This window comes from Streptomyces sp. NPDC041200, assembly GCF_055591805.1.
The window spans coordinates 44,479-65,440 of the sequence record NZ_JBVIZF010000013.1 but is presented as its reverse complement, the minus strand read 5'-3'; the positions used below and the strand labels follow the sequence as shown (position 1 = coordinate 65,440).

Here is a 20,962-nt window from a genome sequence, read left to right as displayed (position 1 = left end):
TACCCGTGTTGCCGATGGCGGCGACAGTCACAGCAAGACCTCCTCGGTCACATGGGCCGTGCTGCGCACGACGTTCGACTCCGCTGCACAGAGCGTGGCGCACGAGCCACCGCCAGTCGGGGCGTTGCCGAATTTCATGGTGCGTGTGAGAAGTCGAGTGACAGGAGACACGGGAACCGCTACAGTCCCCCCTCGACTTCTGACCGCCCCCGCCCACGCGTGCGGGGCGCGGCCCGAAGGCCACGCCCCGCATCAGAGGTCACCCGCCAGGGCGGACGATCAGCTGCAGCCGCTCGTAGAGCCGCAGCCCTCGCACAGGTAGCAGCTGCCCGCGCGGCGCATCTTGGTGCCGCAGGAGAAGCACAGCGGTGCGTCCGCGTTCATGCCCAGCTGGATCTCGACCAGCTCGGTCGAGCTGTGGGCCTCCTTCGGGGCGGACGTCTCGGACTGGGACACGGCCGTGGTGGCCTTCGGGGCCTCCACGCGACGCGGCGCCGACTGGGCCAGGCCCTCGACATCGACGTCGTCCTCGGAGGCCTCGTACGAACCCGTCTCCAGGTGACGCTGGCGCTCCTCCGCGGAGTGGATGCCGAGCGCCGACCGGGTCTCGAAGGGCAGGAAGTCCAGCGCCAGCCGACGGAAGATGTAGTCGACGATCGACTGGGCCATCCGCACGTCCGGGTCGTCCGTCATTCCGGCCGGCTCGAAGCGCATGTTGGTGAACTTCGAGACGTACGTCTCCAGGGGCACCCCGTACTGGAGGCCGACCGAGACGGCGATGGAGAAGGCGTCCATCATGCCCGCGAGGGTCGAGCCCTGCTTGGACATCTTCAGGAAGACCTCGCCGAGCCCGTCGTCCGGGTAGGAGTTCGCCGTCATGTAGCCCTCGGCGCCGCCGACCGTGAAGGAGGTGGTGATGCCGGGACGGCCCTTGGGCAGGCGCTTGCGGACCGGGCGGTACTCGACGACCTTCTCGACCTCCGGCTCGGCCTGCTCAGCCGCCTTCTCCTCCTTCTTCTTGGCGGAGAGCGGCTGGCCGACCTTGCAGTTGTCGCGGTAGATCGCCAGCGCCTTGAGGCCCAGCTTCCAGCCCTCGAAGTAGATCTCCTCGATCTCCTCGACGGTGGCCGTCTCCGACATGTTGACCGTCTTGGAGATCGCACCGGACAGGAACGGCTGGGCAGCGGCCATCATCCGCACATGGCCCATCGGCGAGATGGAGCGCTCGCCCATCGCGCAGTCGAAGACCTCGTAGTGCTCGGGCTTCAGCCCCGGCGCGTCGATCACATTGCCGTGGTCGGCGATGTGGGCGACGATCGCCTCGACCTGCTCCGGCTGGTAGCCGAGCCGCTTGAGCGCCTTGGGGACCGTGTTGTTCACGATCTGCATCGAGCCGCCGCCGACCAGCTTCTTGAACTTCACCAGGGCCAGGTCCGGCTCGACGCCCGTGGTGTCGCAGTCCATCATCAGGCCGATGGTGCCGGTGGGGGCGAGCACCGAGGCCTGGGCGTTGCGGAAGCCGCTCTTCTCACCGAGGCGCAGCACGTCCTGCCATGCCTCGGTGGCCGCCGCCCAGACCGGGGTGTCCAGGTCGTCCACGCGCTTGGCGATGGCGTTGGCGTCCGAGTGCTGCTTCATGACGCGGTTGTGGGCGTCCGCGTTGCGGGCGTAGCCGTCGTACGGGCCGACGACGGCCGCCAGCTCGGCGGAGCGCTTGTACGAGGTGCCGGTCATCAGGGAGGTGATGGCTCCGGCCAGGCCCCGGCCGCCGTCGCTGTCGTAGGCGTGACCGGTGGCCATCAGCAGGGCGCCGAGGTTGGCGTAGCCGATGCCCAGCTGGCGGAAGGCGCGGGTCGTCTCACCGATCTTCTCGGTCGGGAAGTCCGCGAAGCAGATGGAGATGTCCATCGCGGTGATGACCAGCTCGACGACCTTGGCGAAGCGCTCGGCATCGAAGCGCTGGTTGCCGGAGCCGTCGTCCTCCAGGAACTTCATGAGGTTGAGCGAGGCCAGGTTGCACGAGGAGTTGTCCAGGTGCATGTACTCGCTGCACGGGTTGGAGGCGGTGATCCGGCCCGACTCCGGCGAGGTGTGCCAGTGGTTGATCGTGTCGTCGTACTGGATGCCCGGGTCGGCGCAGGCCCAGGCCGCCTCGGCCATCTTCCGGAAGAGGGACTTGGCGTCGACCTCTTCGATGGGCTCACCGCTCAGGCGGCTGCGCAGACCGAATTGCGAGCCGGACTCCACGGCCTTCATGAACGTGTCGTTCACCCGGACCGAGTTGTTGGCGTTCTGGTACTGGACGGACGTGATGTCGTCGCCGCCCAGGTCCATGTCGAAGCCCGCGTCGCGCAGGGCGCGGACCTTCTCCTCTTCCTTGACCTTGGTCTCGATGAACGCCTCGACGTCCGGGTGGTCGACGTCGAGCACGACCATCTTGGCGGCCCGGCGGGTCGCACCGCCCGACTTGATCGTTCCGGCGGAGGCATCGGCGCCGCGCATGAAGGAGACGGGCCCGGAGGCGTTGCCGCCGGAGGAGAGCAGCTCCTTGGAGGAGCGGATGCGGGAGAGGTTCAGGCCGGCGCCGGAGCCGCCCTTGAAGATCATCCCCTCTTCCTTGTACCAGTCCAGGATCGACTCCATGGAGTCGTCCACGGAGAGGATGAAGCAGGCGCTGACCTGCTGCGGCTGCTTGGTGCCGACGTTGAACCACACGGGCGAGTTGAAGCTGAAGACCTGGTGGAGCAGCGCGTACGTCAGCTCGTGGTCGAAGATCTCGGCGTCCGCGGGGGAGGCGAAGTAGCCGTTGGCCTCGCCGGACTTGCGGTAGGTGCCCACCACTCGGTCGATGAGCTGCCTCAGGCTCGCCTCGCGCTCCGGGGAGCCGACCGCGCCGCGGAAGTACTTGCTCGTGACGATGTTGACCGCGTTGACCGACCAGGAGTCGGGGAACTCCACGCCGCGCTGCTCGAAGTTGACCGACCCGTCACGCCAGTTGGTCATGACGACGTCACGACGCTCCCAGACCACCTCGTCGTACGGGTGCACGCCGGGGGTGGTGTGGACGCGCTCGATACGCAGACCCTTGTTCTTGCTTCCCTTGGAGCGGGAGCCTCGTGCGGGGCCGCTCGCCGTCTCTGTCATTCCGCCTCCCTGTACGGGCGAAAACGCCCTGATGTGCCCATTTCTTCCCGGGCACGGTGTCTCTTGTCTTTCACCCGGATGCGCGATGCGCCCCGGGCAGGTCTTCGGCCGCCGGTCAGTCGGCGGCGGTGACGGGCGCGGGGGCCTCCTCGGCCCCGTCGGCGCCGGGCCCGCGGTCGCGCGCGGGAGGCCGTTGCTGGTCACGCAGCTCCGCGACCGCGGCCTCGAAATCCTCGAGCGAGTCGAAGGCGCGGTAGACGGACGCGAAGCGGAGGTAGGCGACGAGGTCCAGCTCCTGGAGCGGACCGAGTATGGCGAGCCCCACGTCATGGGTGGACAGCTCAGCGCTTCCGGTGGCCCGTACGGCCTCCTCCACGCGCTGACCGAGCTTGGCGAGGGCGTCCTCGGTGACGGGACGACCCTGGCACGCCTTGCGGACCCCGGAGATGACCTTGTCGCGGCTGAAGGGCTCGGTGACCCCGCTCCGCTTGATCACCATCAGTGACGCGGTCTCCACGGTCGTGAAGCGACGCGAACAGTCGGGGCACTGGCGGCGCCTGCGGATCGAGCAGCCGTCATCCGTGGTCCGACTGTCGACGACGCGGCTGTCGGGGTGCCTGCAGAAGGGGCAGTGCATGGCTCCGTACCCTCCCTCACCCTCAAGAACGGCGCATGACTGATAAGCCCCGACCGGCCGTGCAGGCCCGTCGAAGCGACCACAAGCATAGGCGAAGATCTCGGCAACGAATCACCAGGGACCACAAGCTGTGGGTGGCTGACATCCATCAAACCACTAGATCTGGTGTCTGGCACCCAACCGCACCGGATGGCGTGTCATGGCTCGGGAGCAGGCACGAGACTACGCGAACCCCACGGGTCACGGCTCCCCAGGACCCGGGGTGCAAGACTGAGCCCCGCCGCCGGACCGGGCAGAAACGCACTCGCCACCCCGCACCGGGACCACCTCATACACCCAAGCCTGTGATCACGTCAGCTCATCTAGGATATTTCACTCGAACGTGTGTTTGGCGCAACCTTTCGAAAGCAACTACCGTTGTCCAACTAGGGAGAACATCTCGAGAGGGGCCGTCGTGACCACCACCGCAGAGAGCGCCACTGTTACCGCCCAGGAGCGCTCCCAGAGCCGACTCGAACAGACGCACGCGATGAATCAAACGCACGCGATCAACGACGCGAACACGAACCCGGAGGAACAGAAGGCGACCCGATCACTACCCGGGCGACCTCCAGGAATCCGGGCGGACAGCTCAGGGCTGACCGACCGGCAGCGTCGCGTCATCGAAGTCATCCGCGACTCTGTGCAGCGACGCGGCTACCCTCCGTCCATGCGGGAGATCGGCCAGGCGGTGGGCCTCTCCAGCACCTCGTCCGTCGCCCACCAGCTGATGGCCCTGGAGCGCAAGGGCTTCCTGCGGCGTGACCCCCACCGGCCCCGGGCGTACGAGGTCCGCGGTTCGGACCAGCCCAGCACCCAGCCGACGGACACCACCGGCAAGCCCGCCGCCTCCTACGTCCCGCTGGTGGGCCGGATCGCGGCAGGCGGGCCGATCCTCGCCGAGGAGTCGGTCGAAGACGTCTTCCCGCTCCCCCGCCAGCTGGTCGGGGACGGCGAGCTGTTCGTCCTGAAGGTGGTCGGCGACTCCATGATCGAGGCCGCCATCTGCGACGGGGACTGGGTCACGGTGCGCCGCCAGCCCGTCGCCGAGAACGGAGACATCGTCGCCGCGATGCTCGACGGGGAGGCGACGGTGAAGCGCTTCAAGCGCGAGGACGGCCATGTCTGGCTGCTCCCGCACAACGCCGCGTACCAGCCGATCCCCGGTGATGAGGCGACCATTCTGGGCAAGGTCGTCGCGGTGCTGCGACGCGTCTGAGCCGACGGACCGAGGCACGCCTCCTGCGTGCCCAACGACCGGGCCCCGGAACCACTGCGCCGGTTCCGGGGCCCTGCTGTATGTCCGCCCCCGCCCAATGCCCGCCCTCGCGCGCTACGCCCCCTCGGCCTTGGCCGCCGCGTCGATCGCGGCCAGGGAGCGGCGCACCTGGTTGCGGTCGGTCGTGTACCAGAAGTCCGGCATGGTCTTGCGCAGGAACGAGCCGTAGCGCGCCCGCTCGACCCGGGGATCCAGAACGGCGACGATGCCGCGGTCCCCGGAGGCTCGCACGAGCCGCCCCGCGCCCTGCGCCATCAGGAGGGCGGCGTGCGTGGCCGCGACCGCCATGAAGCCGTTGCCACCGGCCTCCTCCACGGCCTTCTGCCGCGCGCTCATCAGCGGGTCGTCGGGGCGCGGAAAGGGCACCCTGTCCATGACCACCAACTGACAGCTCGGGCCCGGCACATCCACGCCCTGCCACAGCGACAGCGTGCCGAACAGGCAGGTCCTGGCGTCGGCGGCGAAGGCCCGAATCAGCTCGCCGAGGGTCTCCTCGCCTTGGAGGAGGATGGGCACGTCGAGCCGTCCTCGCAGGTCTTCCGCGGCGGCCTGGGCGGCGCGCATGGACGAGAACAGCCCGAGCGTGCGCCCGCCCGCGGCCTCCACCAGCTCCGTCAGCTCATCCAGCATGTCGCCGCGGCTGCCCTCGCGGCCGGGCTGGGCGAGATGCTTGGCGACGTAGAGGATCCCCTGCTTCGCGTAGTCGAAGGGCGAGCCGACGTCGAGGGACTGCCAGCGCGGAGCGGCGTCCTCGCCGCCCTCGGGGTCCTGCGGGCTCTCGGGAGCGAGGCCGAGCGACGCGGCCACCCCGTTGAAGTCCCCGCCGATCTTGAGGGTGGCGGAGGTGAGGATCACCGAGCGGTCCTCGAACAGCTTCTCGCGCAGCAGACCGGACACGGACAGCGGGGCGACGCGCAGCGAGGCACCGAAGCGGTCGTGCCGCTCGTACCAGATCACGTCGAACTCGGAGGCCTCCACGATCCGCTCCGCCACCTGGTGGATGTTCTCCACCGCGCCCAGGGCCTGCTTGCGGACGGCATCCTCGTCCTGCACCGAGGCATCACGGGTGGCGCCGAGCGCGGAGATCACCGTACGGGCCGCGTCACGCAACGCCATCAGGGCATAGCTCAGGTCCTCGGGGATGGTCTCGAGGCGGCCGGGCAGCGCCAGCTCCATGATCCGCTCGAAGGTCTCCGAGGCGGTCTGGAGCGCGTCGGCCGCCTTCTCGTTGACCAGCTTGGCGGCGCGCCGCACGGCGCGGTTGACCTGGCCGGGGGTCAGCTCACCGCTGGCGACGCCGGTGACGCGGGAGACCAGCTCATGCGCCTCGTCGACGATCAGCACCTCGTGGCTGGGCAACACCGGGGCGCCCTCGATGGCGTCGATGGCGAGCAGCGCGTGGTTGGTGACGACGACATCGGCGAGCTTGGCGCGCTCGCGGGCGGCCTCGGCGAAGCACTCGGCACCGTAGGCGCACTTGGACGCGCCGAGGCATTCGCGGGAGGTGACCGACACCTGGGACCAGGCGCGGTCGGAGACGCCGGGGGTCAGGTCGTCGCGGTCGCCCGTCTCCGTATCGTCGGACCAGTCACGCAGCCGCAGCAGGTCCTTGCCCAGCTTGCTGGTGGGCGCGGCCGCCTCGAAGGGGTCGAACAGCCCGCCCTCGTCGGCGTCGTCCTGCGGTACCCCTTCGTGGAGGCGGTGCAGGCACAGGTAGTTGGACCGCCCTTTGAGCATGGCGAACTCGGGGCGACGGCGCAGCAGCGGATGCAGGGCGTCGACGGTACGCGGCAGATCGCGCTCGACGAGCTGGCGCTGCAGGGCGAGGGTCGCCGTGGCAATGACGACGCGCTCGCCGTGGGCGAGGGCGGGCACCAGATAGCCGAGCGACTTTCCGGTGCCGGTACCGGCCTGGACCAGCAGATGGGAATTGTCGTCGATCGCCTCGGCCACGGCTTCGGCCATCGCTGTCTGGCCAGGGCGTTCTGTACCGCCGACGGCGTTGACGGCGGAGTGCAGCAGGTCTGCGAGCGGAGGCGAGGACGTGTCAGTCATAGGGCTGTCAGCCTACGCGGCGACACCGACATCACTCCCGTCCACGGTCTCATCACCCTCCGCGGAGGGAACGCGTGGTATGGGCGGAACCTGGACGGGCCGAGCGGTGTATCACAGGAAAAGGCGGCGCTCGGAGGCCGTCGCGGAACACAGGGGGTCACGATGGCTCACAGCAGGTGGCGCAGGGCGCGGTCGCGCAGCATCAGTGCCGCGCGTTTCCCGGGGAGGTCCACCTCGGCGGAGAAGCGGAAACCGGCGCCGAGGAAAGCCGCGACGGAGGGGGCGTTGCGCAGATCGGGTTCCGCCACGACCCGCGCGCAGGACGGGCGGTGTTCGAGTACGAGGTCGGCCGCCGCGCGGAGCAGGGTCGTGCCCAGGCCCTGGCCACGGTCGCCGACCCGGCCGATGAGCAGGTGGACGCCGGTGTCGTGCGGCCGGGCCGGGTAGTGCCGGGCGAGCGGGTCGAGATCGGCGCGGTACACCTCCCAGTAGCTCATCGGGACACCGTCCAGCACTCCCAGGCAGGGCACGCTGCGGCCGTCACCGTCGAGCTGGCCGCCCAGATGGCTCGCCGTGATGTCGTCGGGGCCGCCGAGTTCCCAGAAGGCGGCCACGGCCGGGTCGTTCATCCATCGGGCGATGAGCCGCAGATCGCGCCCGACGCGGACCGGGACCAGCTGGAAGGTGCCCGCCGGGGTGCTCGTGGGGCCCCATTCGGCGATGCGGTCGAGCAGGTCGGGGCGACTGCCGAACTCCGGGCCGGTCAGCTGGCTCTCGGGAATTCGGGCGGTCTCGTCTTCCTGGCGCGTCCGCATGTCGAGGGTGTCGTCGGTGCTGGAGTCGGAGTGCGGCACGGGGACGCTCTCCTCTCATGGATCTCGGACGCGCCGTGAGGGGCGTGACCGGCGGGGTGGACGGAGGTCATGCCGTGGAAGCGGCGGACGTGACAAGGGGGTTGGCGATGGTGACGTAGACGGACTGGGTGTCGACCGGCCCCACGAGTTCGTCCAAGCCGCGCAGACGGGTGAACAGATTGGCCTTGCAGCGCAGGGTGGGCGCCTCCAGGAGGCGGGCGGGCAACCGCGAGCGGAGCTTGCCGGGGCCGGACGCGGCGTCGGCGAGGAAGCGGCGGAACGCGGCCAGCAGCACGCGCTCGTCGGCGAGCCGCTGCGACCCGAACGCTCCGATCACGCCGAGGACGTTGTTGACGCCGAGGTAGTAGGCGAAGCGCTCATCGGTGACCTCGTCGGATACGAAGGTGTCGCTGACCCCGCCGATGCCGGGCAGCCGCCGCTGGAGCTCGTCATACCGGGACTCGCGGAAGTAGTAGCCCTGGTTGTCCCGGTAGCGGCCCCCGACCGGCCAGCCGTCCGGGTCCAGCAGCACCAGGGTGTTCTGCTGGTGTGCCTCCAGGGCGATGCCCGCCTCTCCGTCCAGCCAGAGCACGGGGCGTACGACCGTGTGCAGATAGCGCAGGAACCACTCGGCGCTGACGGCCGCCGGGGAGCGACCGGTGCGGGCGGCGAGCCGAGCGACGAGACGGGCCAGGCGTGAGCGCATGGCGGGCTGCCCCGGCCAGGGGCGGAGCGAGAGGAGCCCTGCGACACAGACGGCGTCGTCGCCCGGGCCGAACGGGTTGTGCCGGATGACGACGTCGAGCCCGGCCAAGGGGTCACCGTCCGGCCCGTCCACCGCGAGCCAGGCCGGGTCACGGACGATGTCGAAGCCGGGGAATCCGGGGAAGGCGGCCCGCCACTGCTCGGCGAGCCCGCTGCGCAGCAGCCGGTGCACCTCGACGCCGCGGTGAAGCTCCTTGCGGAGGTTCTCGCGGCGGGAGTTGGTGATCCGCAGCCCGAGGGAGAGTTTGAGCATCGCTGCCGCGCCGGGCCGGTAGACGGTGCGGACCGAGGAGGTGGGGTACCAGCGTCCGCCGGCCGGGCCGAGGTCGTGCAGCAGGCCCGCGTCGAACAGCGCGGCGGCGGCCGGGCGGTGCCGGATCTCGTGGGCCTGCCACGGGTGCAGGGGCAAGGGCACGGATCCGGAGGGCAGTTGCAGACCGCTGCCCGCGAGGGAGAGGGCCAGACGTTCGGCCGGCACGGTTCTGCCGCGTTCGGTCCAGGCCGACTCGCAGGCGAGCACGGACCGGTCGACGGCGAGCCAGTGCAGGGGAAAGGAGCCACGCGCCTCGGGAGAGCACACAGGTGACGCGGCGTCGGAGAGACCTTCACGGCTCTTCGGCGTGGGATGAAGGGGGTGTCCGAGGAGGAGGGACTGTTCCGCGCTGAGGAAGGGGGTCCCGGCGTCGGGGTCGGCGGGCACGGCCCGGCGGTGGGCGAGGAATTGGCCGGTGCGTCGTACGGAGTCCGCGACCCGGCCGATGAGTTCGGAGGCCTCCGCGTCGGTCTCCTCCTGCCGGGCCGCGTACGCCGCCTCCCGGGTGAGCAGCGCCGCGAGGGCCACCGCGCCGACGGCGGGGGCGTCCCAGGGGCCGTGTTCCAGCACCGGTTCACCGAAGCGGTGCCAGCCGGTGGCCGACCAGTAGCGCACGGGCACCTGGAGGGAGGTGCCGCTCGCGGCGAGGGGGATGCGCAGGATGTCCCTGTCCGGGGGCCCTGCGGCGGTCTCCCGTACCCAGCAGCGCAGCAGGTTCTCGACCCCCGCGGCGTCGGCGGCGAGCGGCGGATCGGGATGGTCGAGCGGGTCCTGCCCGGCGGGGGGCGCGGGGTCCTCGGATACGGCGTGGCCACTGTGGTCCTGCCGCGGTACCGGGGCCATCACGGTGACGGACGGCTCGGCAGGGGCTGCCGCCGGTGCGAGTGCCGTCGGCTGGGACGGCGTGGCCGGGGGCGGCGGGGTCGGGGACGCCGTGGCCGGGGAGGGTGCGGGCTGAGCTGGCGCGGCTTGGAGCGGCGTGGGCTGAGCTGGCATGGCCTGCGACGGAGCGGCCTTGGGCGGCGCGGGCTGAGGCGGCGCGGCCTTGGGCAGCGCGGGCGGGAGTCCGGGGGTCTCCCCCATGGACAGGGCCGTGGGGGGCCGGGGCACGAGCGGCTCCGCCGTGGGGGGCTCGGCGGTCGGTGGCCCGGCTGGGGGCACCGCCGACTCGGGCGGCAGGGCTGAGGGCTGGGGCAATACCGCCGTCGCGTCCGGCGCCCGGCGCTGTGGTTCCGTCAGCGCGGTCGCGGGCGGGAATCCCGTCGTCGTCTCCGCGGCCCCCCATGGCGGCGCGGAGGGCGCGGAGGACGGCGCTTCACCTCCGGCTCCGGAGTGCCCGGCGACGGGGGTGCGGGCCGTGCGGTCGCTCATGGCACCGTCCTCCGGGTCCGGCTGGGGATACAGGGGGGCTCGCCCAGGGGAGTGCGGCATGGTGGGTGCGGCGCTCGCGTCACGGCCTTCATGCCGGGAGCGTGGCGCCTGCCTCCTTCGATGGTGCGGTGGTGGTGCGGTCTTACGGCAGCGGGGCACGTCACCGGCGGCCTCCGGTGAAGGGCGGGGCAGGTGGCGGGAGTTCATGGGCGGCGCGGTCGCCGAGGGCGCGGATCGCGGCGTCCAGGGCATCGGCGAGCCGGTCCAGAACGGCTTCGGCCTGCTCGTCGGTGATGGTCAGTGGCGGAAGGAGGCGGATCACGGCGGAATGGCGGCCGCCGAGTTCGACGATCAGGCCGCGGTGCAGGCACTCCCGCTGTACGGCGGCCGCCAGCATCGGGGCGGCGGGGCGGGCGGCAGCGCCGGTGTCCGTACGGTCGGCAGCGCGGCCGTCCCTACCGGCGAAGGCACTGGTCGTCATGGCGGTGTCGGCCGTGGCAACAGGGTGCCCCCTGCCGGGATCCGGCTCCGCCGGATCGACCAGTTCGAGGCCGATCATGAGGCCGCGGCCCCGGACGTCCCCGATGTGGGGCCACCGCGCGGCGAGGGTGCGCAGCCGCGTCAGCATCCGCTCGCCGACGACCGCGGCCCGCTGCGCGAGACCGTTTTCGCGGACGTAGGCGAGAGTGGCCGCGCCTGCCGCCATCGCCAGCTGATTGCCCCGGAAGGTGCCCGCGTGGGCGCCGGGCCGCCAGGCGTCCAGCTCTTCCCGGTAGACCACGACGGCCAGCGGCAGGCTGCCGCCGATGGCCTTCGACAGCACCATCACATCGGGCACCACGCCGCTGTGCCCGACCGCCCAGAAGGAACCGGTGCGCCCCACGCCGGTCTGGACTTCGTCCGCGATGAGCGGGATGCCGCGGGCCGCGGTGATCTCCCGCATCCGGCGCAGCCAGCCGTCCGGCGCGGGGATCACCCCGCCCTCGCCCTGCACCGGTTCCAGGATCATCCCGGCCGGTGCACCCGCCCCGCCCTTCGGGTCGTCCAGCAGCCGCTCGGTCCAGCGTGCCGCGAGTTCCGCGCCAAGCTCACCGCCCACCCCGAACGGGCAGCGGTAGTCGTAGGGATAGGGCAGCCGGGTCACGCTCACCGCGGGGGCGCCGCCCGAGACGGCCAGCGCCCCGGCCGTCATGCCGTGGTAGGCCCCGGAGAAGGCCAGCAGGCCGTCCCGCCCCGTGGCGGTGCGGACCAGCTTGAGTGCGGCTTCGACGGCGTCAGTGCCCGCGGGCCCGCAGAACTGCACCCGGGCGCGCGCGGCCAGTTCGGGCGGCAGCGTGGCGAACAGCTCGTCCGTGAAGGCGTCCTTGACCGGCGTGGCCAGGTCCAGGATCTGGAGCGGGGCTCCCGAGTCCAGCACGGCGCGGATCGCTTCCAGCACCACCGGGTGGTTGTGCCCGAGCGCCAGCGCCCCGGCTCCGGAGAGGCAGTCGAGATAGCGGCGGCCGTCGGCGCCCTCGATCGTCAGCCCGCGGGCGCGCACCGGGACGATGGGCAGCGCCCGGGCGTAGGTGCGGGCGGCCGACTCCCGCAGCGACTGGCGCCGCAGGATGGCCGGAGCGTCCTCGGCTGCCCCTTCGCCGTCCGGTCCGGCGGGCGGCGAAGGGTCCGGCGTCATCGGCGGGAGCTGGGTCATGGCCACGGCTCACGGTCCTCTCGCTGCTGAACACCCTCCGGCAGTCCCCCGTACGTACCAACGACAGGTGGGGCCGGGGATCACGGGCTGACCGAAGATCCTTGCCGCCGGGAACCAGGGACCCGCCTGAAGTCGTCGTAGGCGGCACCGGCATAGTGGGGGATCACCCCACTGTCGGGGGGAGCATGACAAATCCAGACAGGCCGTGAGCAGTCAGGCCGTGAAGCAGTTCAGAACATCAGGGGGAGTTCCGCCCATGCCTTTCAAACGCCGGCCCGCCCTCGCCACGGCGGCTGTCGCCGCCGTGCTGGCGCTCACCGCCACCGCGTGTGGATCGTCGGACGACTCGGCCGACGCCAAGGCGTCCGCGTCGTCGGACCAGCAGGGCGCGGACGACATCAAGCTGCCCGACAATCTCAACGACAAGCTGCAGAACCTCGGCGTCGACCTGGACGAGTGGAAGAACGGCGCCTGGAACAAGTGGGACCGGGACGACTGGCTCCGCGAGGCGGGCGACTTCATCAACCCGATCATCAAGGGGCTGTGGAAGCCGGACCGGATGCGGGAGGCCCAGGAGCCGGACAAGCCGGTCGACGACAGCGACATCGCGGACGACCAGGGCGTGACCGACCCCGATCCGCAGCCGGTGGAGGCCAAGGAGGTCAACAGCCCGTACAGCTCCCGCGTCCCCTACGCGGGCAAGGTCTTCTTCGACGGCCCCGAGGGGTCGATGGTCTGCTCCGCGACCGTGGTCGAGGACCCCGCCCACCCCGGCAAGTCCAACATGGTCTGGACGGCGGGCCACTGCGTCCACGCGGGCAAGGGCGGCGGCTGGTACAAGAACCTGATGTTCGTGCCCTCGTACAACGACTCCGGCAAGTCGGCGGCCGAGCTGGAGAACGCCGCCAGGGAAGAACTCGCCCCCAAGGGCGTCTGGTGGGCCGACTGGGCGCAGACCTCCTCCCAGTGGATCGACAGCGGCGCGGCCACCGGCGGCAAGGGCGCTCCGTACGACTTCGCGGTCATGCATGTGAAGCCTGAGGTCAGCGGCGGCAAGTCGCTGGAGGAGACGGTCGGCGGCGCGCTGCCGGTCGACTTCAACGCACCGGCCGTGAAGTCCATCGACGAGATCACGGCCACCGGCTACCCGGCCGCCCCGCCGTTCGACGGCCAGAAGATGGACCAGTGCGCCGACAAGCCGGGCAGGCTCTCGCTGGATGCCAAGCAGCCGACCATGTACCGCATCGGCTGCACGATGACCGCCGGTTCATCCGGCGGCGGCTGGGTCGCGAACGGTGCGGACGGCAAGCCCGCGCTGGTGTCCAACACCTCGATAGGCCCGTCCGACGCCACCTGGCTGGCGGGCCCCCACTTGGGCCCCGAGGCCAAGGGCATCTACAACGCGGTCAGCAAGAAGTTCGCGGGCCAGTAGCCACCCGCGTTCAGCAGCGGCGAAGGCCCGCCCCCGATCCCGGGGGCGGGCCTTCGCCGTGAGTCCGTGAGCCGTTGGGGTGCTACTGCCGCACGCCTGCCGCGGCCGGTACGAACCGCCGCAGCTCGGCCGCCAGCTCCTCGTGCACCCGTGCGGTGAGCAGCGTGCCCTCCGGGGTGTGCTCCTCGGAGATCACCTCACCGTCGGCGTGCGCACGCGAGACCAGCTTGCCCTCGGTGTACGGCACCAGTGCCTCGATCTCGACCTGCGGCCGGGGCAGCTCGTCATCGATCACCGCGAGCAGCTCGTCGATGCCCTGCCCGGAGCGCGCCGAGACGGCCATCGCGCGCCGCTCCATGCGCAGCAGCCGCTGCAGCACGAGCGGGTCGGCCTTGTCCGCCTTGTTGATGATCACGATCTCGGGCACATCGACCGCGCCCACATCACGGATCACCTCGCGCACCGCGGCCAGCTGCTCCTCCGGCACCGGATGCGAGCCGTCCACCACATGGAGGATCAGATCGGCGTCGCCGACCTCCTCCATGGTGGAACGGAACGCCTCGACCAAGTGGTGCGGCAGATGGCGCACGAAGCCGACCGTGTCCGCCAGCGTGTACAGCCGCCCGCTGGGGGTCTCGGCCCGGCGCACGGTCGGGTCCAGGGTGGCGAACAGCGCGTTCTCCACCAGTACGCCCGCGCCGGTGAGCCGGTTGAGCAGCGAGGACTTGCCCGCGTTGGTGTACCCGGCGATGGCGACCGAGGGGACCTTGTGACGCCTGCGCTCCTGCCGCTTGATGTCGCGGCCGGTCTTCATCTCGGCGATCTCGCGGCGCATCTTCGCCATCTTCTCGCGAATGCGGCGCCGGTCCGTCTCGATCTTGGTCTCACCCGGACCACGGGTGGCCATACCGCCGCCCGACGATCCGGAACCACCGCCACCCATCTGCCGGGACAGCGACTGACCCCAGCCGCGCAGCCTCGGCAGCATGTACTGCATCTGGGCGAGCGAGACCTGCGCCTTACCCTCACGGGACTTGGCGTGCTGGGCGAAGATGTCGAGGATCAGGGCGGTGCGGTCGACCACCTTGACCTTGACGACGTCCTCAAGATGGATCAGCTGGCCGGGGCTCAGCTCACCGTCGCACACGACGGTGTCGGCACCGGACTCGATCACGACATCACGCAGTTCCTCGGCCTTGCCGGAGCCGATGTACGTCGCCGGGTCGGGTTTGTTACGGCGCTGGATGACGCCGTCGAGCACCGCGGCGCCCGCGGTCTCCGCGAGCGCGGCCAGCTCGGCGAGGGAGTTCTCCGCGTCCTGCACCGTGCCGGACGTCCAGACGCCGACCAGCACCACGCGCTCCAGGCGCAGCTGCCGGTACTCGACCTCGGTGACGTCCTCGAGTTCGGTGGAGAGCCCCGCCACACGCCGCAGCGCGGCACGGTCGGAGCGGTCGTACTGGTCGCCGTCACGCTCCTCGTCGATCTCGTGACTCCAGGCGACGTCCTCTTCCATCAGGGCGTCGGCCCGAAGGCTCTCGGCGGGGCGCTGCCGGTCCTGCGGAAGGGAAGAGGAGTGGGTCAAAGGAATCCTTACGTCGAGGGACATCGTCACTGTCGTCAACGCGCGACGGACCCGTGGGATTCCCCACCGCTCCGGCGGCGACGCCGACTCCCCGATGGTCGCACGCGGCGGCGGGGCCGTCACCCGTGTTTCGCGGCATGGCGCGCCGCCGGGCCGTGCGGGGCGGGGCGTGCCGCGGGCTCGGCCCCCGGCTTGGCCCCCTGCTTCGCGCCCAGCTTGGCCCCTGGCTTGGCGCCCGGCTTGTTGCCCGGCTTCGCACCTGGTTTGGCCCCCTGCTTCGCGCCCGGCCCCGCGTCCGGCACCGGGTCGGGCTTCCAGTCGGGGTGCCCGGGCATCTTCGGCGTCTTCTCCCCGTACAGCCACGCACGCAGGAAGCCGCTCAGGTCCCGGCCCGACACCTCCGAGGCGAGGCCGACGAAGTCGGCGGTCGAAGCCACGCCGTCACGGTGGCGGACCACCCACTGCCGCTCCAGCCGCTCGAAGTCCGCCCGGCCGATCCGCTGCCGCAGCGCGTAAAGGATCAGCGCGCTGCCGTCGTAGACGATCGGCCGGAACAGCCCGATCTGCTTGCCGGGCGCGGCGGGCCTGGGGGCGGCCGGTGGCCCTCCTTCGGCGCGCCAGGCGTCGGACTGCTCGTAGGCCAGCCGCATTCGCCGCTGCAGGTCCGACGTGCCGTACTGGTCCGCGTACAGCGCCTCGTACCAGGTGGCGTGGCCCTCGCTGAGCCACAGATCGGACCAGCGGCGCGGGCTGACGCTGTCGCCGAACCACTGGTGCGCCAGTTCGTGCAGCATGATCGACTCCACGTACCACCGCGGGAACTCGTCGCCGATGAAGAGGCCGCGTTCGAAGAGCGAGAGCGTCTGGGTCTCCAGCTCGAAGCCCGTGGTGGCCTGGGAGATCAGCACGCCGTAGGCCTCGAAGGGGTACGGTCCGACCCTCTTCTCCATCCAGGTCAGCTGTCCCGGAGTGCGCGCGAGCCACTTCGCGAGCTTCTCACGGTCCGCGACGGGCACCACGTCGCGCACCGGCAGCCCGTGCGGGCCGGTGCGGTGGAGCACGGCGGAACGGCCGATGGAGACCTGCGCCAGCTCGGTGGCCATGGGGTGGGCGAGGCGGTACGTCCAGGTGGTGCGCGCCCCCTCGCGGACGCGCCCGGCCCGAAGGCCGCCCGCGACGACCGTGAGGTCCTTCGGCGCGGTGATCCGGAAGATGAAGCGCGCCTTGTCGGACGGATGGTCGTTACACGGGAAGACCCGGTGGGCGGCGTCGGCCTGGTTGGCCATGGCCAGCCCGTCCCGGGTGCGGACCCAGCCACCCCCCGCGCCGTCCCCCGGGTCGCTGGTGTGCCGGACGGTGACGCGGAACCCGGCGCCCCGAGCGATCCTGGTGCGCGGGGTGATGACCAGGTCCTCGCGTGCGGTGGTGAACGCGGCGGGCGCGCCGTCGACGCTCACGGAGCGCACGGTGCCCCGGGTGAAGTCCAGGTTGAGGGTGCGTAATCCGGTGGTGGCGCGGGCGTCGATGGTGGTGACGGCGTTCAGCGGCCGGTCGGCGCGGCGGTAGTCCAGGGCGATGTCGTACGCCGTGACGTCATAGCCGGGGTTGCCCAGCCGCGGGTAGAGCGGGTCGCCGATGCCGAGCGCCCGCGGGCCCGTGGCACTCACCGGCCCGGCGGCGGAGGACGGGCCGACCGAGGCGAGGACGGCGGCCAGGGCGACGGCCACGAGGGCGGTCCTGCGGCGCCCCATCCGCGGAAGGGGACCGGGGCGGCGAGGGCCCGGAGAATGCGTCATGCCTTACGGCTATCAGCGCCCGGGCGCGGACGCAGTCCCACCCGGGCCCGATCCACCCGAAGGAGTTCAGGAACGGGCGGTCGCCACTCGGCGGCCCTCCCGGGTCACGTCGTAGACGCCGGGAACGTCGCGCATGGCCCGCATCAGCGTCGGCAGCCGGCCCGCGTCGGACAGCTGGAGCGTGTACGTATGGCGGACCCGCTGCTCACGCGGCGGTTCGACAGCGGCGGCGACCACCTCCGCCCCCTCCGCGGCGATAGCCTCGGTGAGATCCGCGAGCAGATGGGGCCTGCTGAACGCCTCCGCGAAGAGGGTGACCCGGTAGTCGCCCCCGTCCCCGTCGTCCTCCTCCGACCAGCGCACCCCGACCCGCTCCCGCCCGGCGGCGGTCATCCGCGCCACGGCGGGGCACCGCTCGCGGTGAACGGTGACGGCACCGCCGCGCACCGCGAAGCCGGTGACGGCGTCCGGCGGTACGGGGGTGCAGCACCGGGCCAGCCGTACGATCACGCCGGGCAGGTCGACGACGATGCCCGCCTCCGGACGGCCCGCGGGGACCCCGGGCAGCGCGGGGGCGCCCTCGTCCCCCGCCTCTTCCGGATCGGCCTCGTCCGGATCCTCGGGGCCGTGCAGATGCTCGGCGCCGGGCGCCTGGCCCTGCGGCGGCTCGTGCGCCGGATCGGCCGGGTGGGCGGCCAGCCAGCGGTTGATGGCGATGCGCGCGGCCGGGGTACGGGCGTGGTCGAGCCATTCCGGCGAGGGCCCGGACGAGGCCGCGTCCCCCGTCATCAGCAGCTGGAGCGTGTCACCGTCGCACAGCACGGTGCTGAGGGTCGCGATCCGCCCGTTGACCCGGGCCCCGATACAGGAGTGGGCGTCCTCGCCGTACTGGGCGTACGCGGCGTCCACGCAGCTCGCGCCCGCGGGCAGGCCCAGGGTGCCGCCGTCGGAGCGGAAGACCGTGATCTCCCGGTCCTGGGCGAGGTCGTCGCGCAGCGCGGTCCAGAAGATGTCGGGGTCGGGCGTGGCGCTCTGCCATTCGAGCAGCCGGGACAGCCAGCCGGGGCGGGTGGGGTCGGCCCGCTCGCCCTCGGGCGCGGCGGCCGTCTCGGTCGGGGCGTACGGATTGCCGAGCGCGATCACCCCTGCCTCGGCGACCCGGTGCATCTGGTGCGTACGGATGAGGACTTCGGCGACCTCGCCGGTGCGCCCGGCCACGGCCGTGTGCAGCGATTGGTACAGGTTGAACTTGGGGACGGCGATGAAGTCCTTGAACTCCGAGATCACCGGCGTGAAACAGGTGTGCAGCTCGCCGAGGACCGCGTAACAGTCCGCGTCCTCGGCGACGAGGACCAGAAGCCGCCCGAGGTCGGATCCGGTCAGCTCGCCGCGTTTGATCCCGGCGCGGTGGACGGAGACGAAGTGCCGTGGGCGCACCAGGACTTCGGCGGTGATGCCCGCCTCCTGCAGCACGGCCCGTACGTCCCCGGCGGCCTGGGCGAGCGGGTCGGGGCGTTCCGCGTGGGCCTGGAGCAGCTCCCGGGTGCGGGCGTACTCCTCGGGGTGGAGGATCGCGAAGACCAGGTCCTCCAGCTCGGTCTTGAGCGCCTGCACGCCGAGCCGTTCGGCCAGCGGGATCAGGACATCGCGGGTGACCTTGGCGATGCGGGCCTGCTTCTCGGGGCGCATCACGCCGAGGGTGCGCATGTTGTGCAGCCGGTCGGCGAGTTTGATCGACATCACCCGGACGTCGTTGCCGGTGGCCACGAGCATCTTGCGGAACGTCTCGGGCTCGGCCGCCGCCCCGTAGTCGACCTTCTCCAACTTGGTGACGCCGTCGACGAGATAGCGCACCTCCTCGCCGAACTGCTCCCCTACCTGGTCGAGCGTCACCTCGGTGTCCTCGACCGTGTCGTGGAGCAGGGACGCCGTCAACGTGGTGGTCTCGGCGCCCAGTTCGGCGAGGATGAGCGTGACGGCCAGCGGATGGGTGATGTACGGCTCACCGCTCTTGCGCATCTGGCCGCGGTGGGAGGACTCGGCGAGGACGTACGCCTGGCGCAGCACGTCCAGATCGGCGCCCGGGTGGTACGCACGGTGCACCTTCGCGACGTGTTCGATCGCGTCCGGCAGCCGGTCCCGCGATGCCGGTCCCTGCAGCGCGGCCCGGCCGAATCTGCGGATATTGCGCAGGTCGATGCGGGGGAGGCCGCGCCTGCGGCCGAGAGCGGCTTGATCTGGGGCCTCTGCGCTCATGGGCACCTCCGGCGGCGTCGAGCGTCAACCGGCGTGGGCACTCCCCCGGGGCCGGTGCTTGATGCTATCGAGCCCACCACGCACGGCTGACCGGCTCTCGCCCAGAGTGAAACGGATCACCCATGAGAGGGACGAGTTCAGTCGAGGGCCGCGTCCAGCCATACGGGGTCAAGCTCCCCCTCGGCAACGATCACGGCAGGGCCCGTCATCTCCACCGTACCGTCCGGCCGCTCGCTGATCACAAGTCGCCCACCCGGTACGTCCACCGTGTACGTGACGGGCCGCCCGGTGACGCCCGGATCGGCCCCGTCGCGGCGCGCGGCGGCCACCATGACGGCGCAGGCGCCGGTGCCGCAGGAACGCGTCTCGCCGGAGCCGCGCTCGTGCACGCGCATCGCGACGTGCCGCGGGCCGCGGTCGACGACGAACTCGACGTTGGTGCCGTCCGGGTACGCGGCGGCGGGGTGCACGGCGGGGGCCGTGAACAGGTTCCCGGCCTGGTCGAGGTCGTCGACGAAGGCGACCGCGTGCGGGTTACCCATGTTCACGTTGCGGGCGGGCCAGGTCCGGTCGCCGACCGCGACGGTGATGCCGCCGTCGGGCTCTGGCAGCGCGGCCTTGCCCATGCCGACGGTGATCGCGCCGCCGTCCGGGGCGCCACCGGGCTCCCCGGCGGCCTCGGCATCCGCGGCGGCCTTGGCGATGTGGACATGCCGCAGCCCGGCCCGGGTCGCGATCGTCAGGTCGCCCTCCTCGGCGAGCCCCGCCCGCCGCAGGTACCGGGCGAACACACGGACGCCGTTCCCGCACATCTCGGCGATGCTGCCGTCGCCGTTGCGGTAGTCCATGAACCACTCGGCCTCGGCAGCCATGGCCCGCGCCTCGGGGTGCGCCGACGACCGTACGACGCGGATCAGCCCGTCGCCGCCGACTCCGGCGCGGCGGTCGCAGATCCGGGCGACGGCGGCCGCGGACAGCTCCAGGTGACCGTCCAGGTCGGGGACGATGACGAAGTCGTTCTCAGTGCCGTGGCCCTTCAGGAACCGCAGCCGGGGCGCGTTGCTCATTCCTCGATCCTACGGGGCGCCGCACGGGTCGTCGCTCCGTGCCGGGCGGGCCCGGGGACACCGGGGGACGGACCTAGCGCAGGCGGGCCACACGCCAGATGGTGAGGGCCGCGAGCAGCCCCACGATCACCACGTAGAGCACGACGAAGCGCCAGTCCGGGCGGCGGCCGGAGCCCCGGGGCGGCAGGCCGGGCCAGGTGTAGCCCACCCGGCGGGCGGCCATCAGGCCCCAGCCCGCCGCGCAGCAGCTGAGCAGCAGGCCGAGCATGGCCACGACAGCGCCTCCGTCGCCGAACTCGAAGGCGAGCGGGAAGGCGAACATCAGCGAGCCGAGGATGGCGAGGCCGACGATCGGCGCGATCTGCCAGATCCGCATCCGGCGGGGCGGGCGCAGTTCGCGGAAGGACTCCCCGGAGCCCGCCTCACCCGGCTCCCCCGCCTCGTCGAGAACCGGGTCCCCCAGCTCGGGGAGCGCGGGGGCATCGTCGGGGCCGTCCGGGGTCAGCGGCCCGGGATCGCCGTGCGGCGAGTTCCGTGCTGCTTGCTGCGATGCGTTGCGAGGGCCGGCCTCCATCGCCACACGCCCTCCCCACTCCAGACACACGCACGATCGGAGCTTGATGATGGCATGCTCGCGGGGGCCTCGATGACGAGCGGAGCGTCCCGATGCCATGAC

13 protein-coding genes are annotated in these 20,962 nt (G+C 71.6%); 2 read left to right on the top strand and 11 right to left on the bottom strand.

Annotated elements, in window-relative coordinates:
- Positions 1–279 precede the first annotated feature (279 nt).
- Together ACZ6CL_RS26120 and nrdR are read right to left on the bottom strand one after the other, a co-directional pair.
- Positions 280–3,144 (bottom strand): vitamin B12-dependent ribonucleotide reductase, encoded by a 2,865-nt coding sequence (locus ACZ6CL_RS26120; RefSeq protein WP_468939431.1) that lies wholly within the window; start codon positions 3,142–3,144, stop codon positions 280–282.
- A gap of 115 nt (positions 3,145–3,259) precedes the next feature.
- On the bottom strand, positions 3,260–3,781 hold the full coding sequence (gene nrdR / locus ACZ6CL_RS26115; protein ID WP_468939429.1) for a transcriptional regulator NrdR: 522 nt from the start codon (positions 3,779–3,781) through the stop codon (positions 3,260–3,262).
- A gap of 454 nt (positions 3,782–4,235) precedes the next feature.
- On the opposite strand from nrdR, the gene lexA reads away from it, so the two are divergent.
- A complete protein-coding gene (lexA, locus tag ACZ6CL_RS26110; RefSeq protein ID WP_468939426.1) occupies positions 4,236–5,039 on the top strand; it encodes a transcriptional repressor LexA in 804 nt (267 codons plus the stop codon).
- 114 nt (positions 5,040–5,153) lie between these two features.
- Here lexA and ACZ6CL_RS26105 read toward each other — a convergent pair whose 3' ends face one another.
- The 4 genes from ACZ6CL_RS26105 to ACZ6CL_RS26090 form a co-directional block, all read right to left on the bottom strand.
- Positions 5,154–7,154 (bottom strand): ATP-dependent DNA helicase, encoded by a 2,001-nt coding sequence (locus ACZ6CL_RS26105; protein WP_468939424.1) that lies wholly within the window; start codon positions 7,152–7,154, stop codon positions 5,154–5,156.
- A gap of 167 nt (positions 7,155–7,321) precedes the next feature.
- Positions 7,322–8,008 (bottom strand): GNAT family N-acetyltransferase, encoded by a 687-nt coding sequence (locus ACZ6CL_RS26100; protein WP_468939422.1) that lies wholly within the window; start codon positions 8,006–8,008, stop codon positions 7,322–7,324.
- A gap of 67 nt (positions 8,009–8,075) precedes the next feature.
- Positions 8,076–10,082: an IucA/IucC family protein gene (locus ACZ6CL_RS26095; protein ID WP_468939726.1), complete on the bottom strand. Its 2,007-nt coding sequence runs from the start codon at positions 10,080–10,082 to the stop codon at positions 8,076–8,078.
- A 535-nt stretch (positions 10,083–10,617) separates the two neighbouring features.
- The gene (locus ACZ6CL_RS26090; protein ID WP_468939723.1) at positions 10,618–12,132 is read right to left on the bottom strand and encodes a diaminobutyrate--2-oxoglutarate transaminase family protein; all 1,515 of its coding nucleotides are present in this window, start codon (positions 12,130–12,132) and stop codon (positions 10,618–10,620) included.
- 274 nt (positions 12,133–12,406) lie between these two features.
- Here ACZ6CL_RS26090 and ACZ6CL_RS26085 point away from each other — a divergent pair, with 274 nt between their 5' ends.
- A complete protein-coding gene (locus ACZ6CL_RS26085; RefSeq protein WP_468939420.1) occupies positions 12,407–13,582 on the top strand; it encodes a trypsin-like serine peptidase in 1,176 nt (391 codons plus the stop codon).
- Positions 13,583–13,664: 82 nt separating this feature from the next.
- On the opposite strand, the gene hflX is transcribed toward ACZ6CL_RS26085, so the two are convergent.
- The 5 genes from hflX to ACZ6CL_RS26060 form a co-directional block, all read right to left on the bottom strand.
- Positions 13,665–15,167, bottom strand: coding sequence for a GTPase HflX (gene hflX / locus ACZ6CL_RS26080; protein ID WP_468939418.1), 1,503 nt, complete (start codon positions 15,165–15,167; stop codon positions 13,665–13,667).
- 119 nt (positions 15,168–15,286) lie between these two features.
- Positions 15,287–16,918, bottom strand: coding sequence for a M1 family metallopeptidase (locus tag ACZ6CL_RS26075; protein WP_468939415.1), 1,632 nt, complete (start codon positions 16,916–16,918; stop codon positions 15,287–15,289).
- Between the two features lie 111 nt (positions 16,919–17,029).
- Positions 17,030–19,219, bottom strand: a complete 2,190-nt coding sequence (locus tag ACZ6CL_RS26070; RefSeq protein WP_468939413.1) for a RelA/SpoT family protein — start codon at positions 19,217–19,219, stop codon at positions 17,030–17,032.
- Between the two features lie 137 nt (positions 19,220–19,356).
- Entirely contained in the window at positions 19,357–20,286 is a 930-nt protein-coding gene (dapF, locus tag ACZ6CL_RS26065) for a diaminopimelate epimerase (RefSeq protein ID WP_468939412.1), read from the bottom strand.
- Positions 20,287–20,359: 73 nt separating this feature from the next.
- Positions 20,360–20,860: a hypothetical protein gene (locus ACZ6CL_RS26060; RefSeq protein ID WP_468939410.1), complete on the bottom strand. Its 501-nt coding sequence runs from the start codon at positions 20,858–20,860 to the stop codon at positions 20,360–20,362.
- Positions 20,861–20,962 lie beyond the last annotated feature (102 nt).